The organism is Sphingomonas bacterium (assembly GCF_028292945.1).
Taxonomy (GTDB): Bacteria; Pseudomonadota; Alphaproteobacteria; order Sphingomonadales; family Sphingomonadaceae; genus Sphingomonas.
On the sequence record NZ_JAQGLJ010000065.1, the window covers coordinates 1 to 5428 of the forward strand.

The window sequence follows — 5428 nt, forward strand, 5'->3', positions numbered from 1 at the left end:
GACCAGCCCCGCCTGGCCGCCCACCGATCCGCCCCCGTTCGCCCCGCCGCCCAGGATCGCCGCCAGCCCGCCCTTCAGCGCCGCCGCCGCGATCGCGTCCAGCGACCTGAGCGCGACCGCCTTCAGATCCTCGAACCCCAGCTTGCCCGTCCGCACCGCGCGCAGCAGCGACGCCTCGACCGCACGCCCGGCGCGATCCGCGCCCGCGCCCAGCACGCCCTCCAGGCTCGCGCGCATCACCGCCACGTCGGCCGCGAAGCCGCGCGTATCCAGCCGGACGCCCGCCATCAGCCGATCGACCTCATCCACAGCATGTCTCCAGTTGCTCGATCATCCCGCGCGTCACCGGCACGTCCGCTTGGGGCGCCAGCGCCTCGACCACGGTTCGCACCTCGGCCGGCGTCGCGCGCCAGAACTGGTCCGGCGACCACCCGAATAGGACGGAGCACAGGCCGGCAAGGCGGACGGCGGACAGCCCGAAATCCTCCCCGTGAACGGGGAGGATTTTTCCGCCCCTCACCGGCCCTCCAGGATCTGTTGCAACAGCCTGCGCAAGCTCGGCATCGCCGCCGCCAGTCCGGCGTCCGCCACCGCCTCCCCCAGCCGCTCGCGCGTCAGCCCTTCCGGCCGCTCCCGCAAACAATGCCAGAACAGCGCCACGATCTCGCCCAGCGCCAGCCGCCCTTCCGCCGCGCGCTCGACCAGCGCAAACAACGGCCCCAGCTCGCCCTCCGCCGCGACCAGCGCCTGGAACGACGGACGCAGCACCAGCGTCTCGCCCGCGACCCGTAGGGACACCTCGCCGCGCAGTTCGTTCGCCAAGCCCCTCTCCCCTTGCGGGAGAGGGAGGGACCCGCTCGGAGTAGGCGAGTGGGACGGAGAGGGGGCGCCCATCACGCCGCCACGACCTGACCGCTGCTCTCCAGCGATATCGTGTACGTCCGCTCGCCGTTGAAATCCCCGGCATAGTCCAGCCGGGTCACCAGGAACCGCCCGGTCATCGTCTCGCCGCCCTCGAAGCTCAGCCGGTAATCGTCCAGCACGCCGGTCAGCGCGGAGGTCCGCACCCGTGTCTCGGCGTTCGAGCCGGTGAACACGCCCGCCCCCGACACGCTCACCGACCGCACGCCCGCGCCCGACAACAGCTGCCGCCACCCGCCGGAATCCTTGGTGGTGACCACCACTGCCTCGCCATTGACCGACAGCTGCGTCGTCCGCAGCCCCGCCACCGTCGCGAACACCGGGGTCGTTGCCCCGTCGCCCACCTTCAACAGAAACGCCGACCCCTTCTCGATACCCATGCCTTTTCTCCTCTGAAATCCTCCCCGGGACGGGGAGGGGACCGCGCCGCGGAGCGGCGTGGTGGAGGGGGCGGCCCGCGAGCGCAGCGCTTGTCGTGAACCCTCTCCGTCACGCGGCTTCGCCGCGCGCCACCTCCCCGTGAACGGGGAGGATCGTCCATCAATTCACCCGAAACACCCTGACCGCCCACACCGAGCGCGCGACCCATTCGTCCTTGCCCCGCACGATGCGGCTGCCCGCCAGCGCGCACCCGCCCAGCCGCCAGCCCTCGCCCAGATCAGGATCCAGCGCCTCCATCTGTTCCTCCAGCCGCGCGACCAGCGTCCGCAGCCGCGTCGGCCGCTCGCCCGCGTCGCGGCACTGGATCGCCAGCGTCCCCACGCGCCCCCTCACCCCCGCGCCATCGATCGCGCTCAGGCTCGCATCCTCGACATGCGCCCAAGGGTAACTGAAGCGCGACGGCACGAAGTCGAACAGCCGCAGCGGGGCCAGCGCCGGGTTCTCGTCCAGATGCGCCATGACGCTGGCGACCAGCCAGTTCCCCGCGCTCAACGGACCCGCTCCAGCAACCGCATCCGCCGGAACGGCCGCCACAGCGCCGCCACCGCCGCCGGCGGCACCTGCCCCTCGCGATCGGCGAACAGGTGGGCGACCAGCATCACCAGCCCCTGCGCCAGCGGCGGCGGACAGCTCGCCCAGTCCGCCGCCAGCCCCGCGGTGTAGCTTACCGCCACCCGGGCCGCGCCGCCCGCCTGAGCCACCCGGACCCACCCGTCGCCGCTCGCCTCGATGTCGACGACATAGTCGCCCACCGGCACCACAAATGGCGCCAGCCCGACCGGCAGGCCGGTGACCCCCGCGATCGCCGTGACCGGAGTGGCGCGCAGCCGCTGCCAGCCTGCCGCGACCGGCAGCACGTCCTCGTGCCCCCGCGCGAAAATCGCGATCCCGCAAAACGCCTCCGCCGTCGCGACCGCCGTCTCCGCCGCCCGCGCGAGCAGCCCCGCCTCCACCCCGTCCGCCACCCGCGCATAGCCCCGCGCCGCCGCGACCAGCTCGGCCACGACGGACGCCGGCACCCCCGACCCTGTCATAGTTGTTCTCCTGCAAACCCTCTCCCGAGGGCACCCACGAAACTACTGCTTTCGTGGGAACCCCACGCGGGAGAGGGACAGCTTCGCGAAGCGAAGCAGGGTGAGGGCCCGCCACGGCCCACGCCGTCAGACGGGATCGCTTCGCGACCCGCTGCCCGCGCGGACCGGGTCCCCGATCAGCTTGCGCTAACCGGGGCACTTGAGCGCGACCTTACGTCGCGCTCATCCGCAGCACCTTGATCGCCTCGCCATTCACCACGCAGCCGCCGATCCGCTTGGTCGCGTAGAACCCCACGAACGGCTTGTTCGAATACGGATCGCGCAGGATCGCGGTCTCGCTGCGCTCCGCGATCAGGTAGCCGAGCCGGAAGTTGCCGAACGCGATCGCCAGCGCGTTGGCCGCCACGTCGGGCATGTCCTCGGCTTCCACCACCGGATAGCCGAGCAGCGTCGCCGGCTGCCCCGCCACCAGCCCCGGTTGCCAGATGAACGCGCCGTCCGCGGTCTTGAACTTGCGCAGGCGCGCCACCGTGCCGGCGTTCATCACGAAGCACGCCCCCTGCCGATACGGCCCGCGCAGGCTCTGGACCAGGTCGATCAGCCGTTCCTGCGGGTTGGCGCCAAAGTCGCCCGCCGCCCCGCTCGCCAGATACTGCAGCGCCCCGAACGCCCGCGTGCCGTCGCTCGCCGCCGACACCGGCGATTGCAGGAAACCCTTGGGCCGGTTCACCCCCGAGCCGTTGACGAACGCCGCCCCCTCGGCGCGCGCGAACTCGGTCGCGATCTCGTCCGCCAGCCACGCCTCGACGTCGAAGGCGGCGTCGTCCAGCATCGCCTGGCTGGCGCTCGGGTTGGCGTAGAGCTCTCCGCTCGGCGGTGCGATCTCCGCGAACACCGGCGTCGCCGTTCCCGGCCTGGCGTCGGTCTCCGCCGCCCAGCCCGACGGCGTGCCGCCGGTGGTGACCAGCTTGCGATACCCCGCCGACCCCACCTTCACCACGTTGGCGATGCGGCGAATGGGCGAGATGCTCGCCAGCGCGCGGTCGATCGCCGCATCGATCTCACGCGGCACCGCGAAGCCGCCCGCGTCGCCGGTCACCCCGGTGAACGCCTTCAGTTCCAGCGTCTGCCCGGTCCGCACGAAGCTGTCGAACGCGGGCATGGCTCCGCCTTCCGGCGCTCCCGAGAGCACCGGCCTGTCGATCACGTCCATGTATATTCTCCTCAGTTGAAAATCTGCGCGACCCGCGCGAGCGGCTGCATCGGCACGGCGACCAGGCTCACCTCGACCAGCTCGACGCGCAGCAGTTCGCGCCGGGCGCCCTGTTGAGTCCGCACGGCGCGGAACCCCACCGACAGACCGTCGCCGACGCGCACCCCGTCACCGGCGCCCTCGACGAACAGCCCGCGCTCGTCCTCGCGCACCCGCACGCTGCCGATCGCCGATCCGCGATGATCGCGCAGCAGCGGCACCTCACCGCCGGCGAACGCCCCGCGCCGAAACACGTCGCCCGCGCGGTCCACCCGGTCGAACAGCGCGGCATGGCCCGTAAACGAGGTCACTTGATCCAGTCCCCAAACCCCAGCCGCACCGCCAGCCCGGCGAGCAGCAGCGCGAACAGCACCCGCATCACCCACGCCCATGCCGCCTTCCACACGCTCCGCTTGGCATCGCGCCACGCGCGCAGCAGTTGGCGCAGTTCGGCGACGTCCGCCTGCGCGCCCGCGTCCGTCAGCCCCAGCCGCGCCAGCGCCCGTGTCGCGCCGAGTTCGCCCGCCTCCTCCGCGATCGCGCGCAGCGTCACCAGGTCCGCCCCGCGCTCCGCACCCTGCGCGAGCAGCTGCGCCAGAACAGACCCGCTCATCCGTGCTCCTCCCCGAACCCGACCATCACCCGCTTCTCATCGCGCGTCAGAAAGTCCGCCGCCGTCACCTGCGCCCACAGCCGCTCGCGATCCTCGCTCAGCGCCGGAACCCGATCGGGGTCGACGCGCAGCCACGCGTCGGGCCACCAGCCGCGCAACCCGTGCGCCAGCCCGTCGAGCACCGCGCCCGCCATCGGCAGCACCGTCAGCCGCCACAGCGCGCGGTTCGCCTCGCGATAATTGGCGTAGGTCGCGTCGCCGGGTAGCCCGAGCAGCATCGGCGGCACCCCGAACGCCAGCGCGATCTCACGCGCCGCCGCCGCCTTCAGCCCGGCGAAGTCCATCTCCGCCGGCGTCAGCGACAGCGGCTGCCAGCGCAAGCCCCCCTCCAGCAGCATCGGCCGCCCCGCCTGCGCCGCGCCCGCAAACCCCTGTTCCATCTCCGCGCGCAACCGCGCGAACTGCTCCGGCGACAGCGCCGATCCGTCACCCGGCTCGTACACCAGCGCGCCGGACGGCCGCGCGGCGTTGTCGAGCAGCGCCTTGTTCCAGACCCCCGCGGCATTGTGCACCGCGATCGCGTTCGCCGCCGCGCCCAGGCATCCGAGCCCATAATGATCGTCGAGCGGATGAAAGCTCTTGAGGTGGATCACGTCGGGCCGCGGCCCGTCCGCGCCCAGCCGCTGGACGCGCCCGCCGACCGCATAACGATACGCCGCCGGCCACCCGCCCGCGTCGGGCTCCACCGTCACCCGCTCCGGGCGCAGCGGATACAGCGCCGCCGCGTCATCACTGGGCGACCGCAACACCTGCACGAACGCATTGCCATGCAGCTGCAACTGCGCCGCCACGCTTTCCAGCAACCCCACGCCGCCGGACCGCGCCTGCACCAGCGCCAGCAGCGCCGGCTCCGACGCCTCCACCGGCGCCGCTCCGACGGCATCCGCCACCAGCCGCACCGCGCGCTGCGCGATGGCGTTGCCCGCGTAACCGCTACGCACCTGCGCCTCGTACGAAGGCGGCCACGCGCCGAGCGCAGTGGCCCCGCCACGCGACAAAGCCGGACGCGCCTCGACGCGCCCGGCCATCCAGCCGAACAGCTTCATGTGATATACTCCAGAAACAACAAAGCCCCGCCGAAGCGGGGCTTTGTTGGTTTAGCTCAAG

General features: G+C 72.3%; 9 protein-coding genes and 1 pseudogene. All 10 read right to left on the minus strand.

Features of this window, described 5'->3' with window-relative positions:
- Positions 1–309, minus strand: a pseudogene (locus tag JWN21_RS08155) (tail tape measure protein); the annotation flags it as partial.
- Complete coding sequence (locus JWN21_RS08160) at positions 302–520, minus strand: phage tail assembly chaperone (protein WP_299648181.1); 219 nt, start codon at positions 518–520, stop codon at positions 302–304. The gene JWN21_RS08160 and the pseudogene JWN21_RS08155, both read right to left, overlap by 8 nt.
- The gene (locus JWN21_RS08165) at positions 517–822 is read right to left on the minus strand and encodes a gene transfer agent family protein (RefSeq protein WP_299648184.1); all 306 of its coding nucleotides are present in this window, start codon (positions 820–822) and stop codon (positions 517–519) included. Before JWN21_RS08165 ends, JWN21_RS08160 begins: the two co-directional genes overlap by 4 nt.
- A gap of 71 nt (positions 823–893) precedes the next feature.
- Complete coding sequence (locus tag JWN21_RS08170) at positions 894–1301, minus strand: phage major tail protein, TP901-1 family (protein ID WP_299648186.1); 408 nt, start codon at positions 1299–1301, stop codon at positions 894–896.
- Between the two features lie 160 nt (positions 1302–1461).
- Positions 1462–1854, minus strand: coding sequence for a DUF3168 domain-containing protein (locus tag JWN21_RS08175; protein WP_299648189.1), 393 nt, complete (start codon positions 1852–1854; stop codon positions 1462–1464).
- Positions 1851–2396 carry a hypothetical protein gene (locus JWN21_RS08180; RefSeq protein ID WP_299648192.1) on the minus strand — a complete coding sequence of 182 codons (546 nt, stop codon included), beginning with the start codon at positions 2394–2396 and terminating at the stop codon, positions 1851–1853. The genes JWN21_RS08175 and JWN21_RS08180 overlap by 4 nt, the downstream gene beginning before the upstream one ends.
- Positions 2397–2607: 211 nt before the next feature.
- Positions 2608–3609 carry a phage major capsid protein gene (locus JWN21_RS08185; RefSeq protein WP_299648194.1) on the minus strand — a complete coding sequence of 334 codons (1002 nt, stop codon included), beginning with the start codon at positions 3607–3609 and terminating at the stop codon, positions 2608–2610.
- Between the two features lie 11 nt (positions 3610–3620).
- The gene (locus JWN21_RS08190) at positions 3621–3959 is read right to left on the minus strand and encodes an HK97 family phage prohead protease (RefSeq protein ID WP_299648197.1); all 339 of its coding nucleotides are present in this window, start codon (positions 3957–3959) and stop codon (positions 3621–3623) included.
- Complete coding sequence (locus tag JWN21_RS08195; protein ID WP_299648200.1) at positions 3956–4261, minus strand: DUF6127 family protein; 306 nt, start codon at positions 4259–4261, stop codon at positions 3956–3958. Before JWN21_RS08195 ends, JWN21_RS08190 begins: the two co-directional genes overlap by 4 nt.
- Positions 4258–5367 (minus strand): phage portal protein, encoded by a 1110-nt coding sequence (locus tag JWN21_RS08200; RefSeq protein WP_299648202.1) that lies wholly within the window; start codon positions 5365–5367, stop codon positions 4258–4260. Before JWN21_RS08200 ends, JWN21_RS08195 begins: the two co-directional genes overlap by 4 nt.
- Positions 5368–5428: the final 61 nt, after the last annotated feature.

Coding starts and splice junctions, on each gene's coding strand:
- JWN21_RS08170 (WP_299648186.1), bottom strand. CDS start 1,301: ATGGGTATCGAGAAGGGGTCGGCGTTTCTGTTGAAGGTGGGCGACGGG.
- JWN21_RS08180 (WP_299648192.1), bottom strand. CDS start 2,396: ATGACAGGGTCGGGGGTGCCGGCGTCCGTCGTGGCCGAGCTGGTCGCG.
- JWN21_RS08185 (WP_299648194.1), bottom strand. CDS start 3,609: ATGGACGTGATCGACAGGCCGGTGCTCTCGGGAGCGCCGGAAGGCGGA.
- JWN21_RS08195 (WP_299648200.1), bottom strand. CDS start 4,261: ATGAGCGGGTCTGTTCTGGCGCAGCTGCTCGCGCAGGGTGCGGAGCGC.
- JWN21_RS08200 (WP_299648202.1), bottom strand. CDS start 5,367: ATGAAGCTGTTCGGCTGGATGGCCGGGCGCGTCGAGGCGCGTCCGGCT.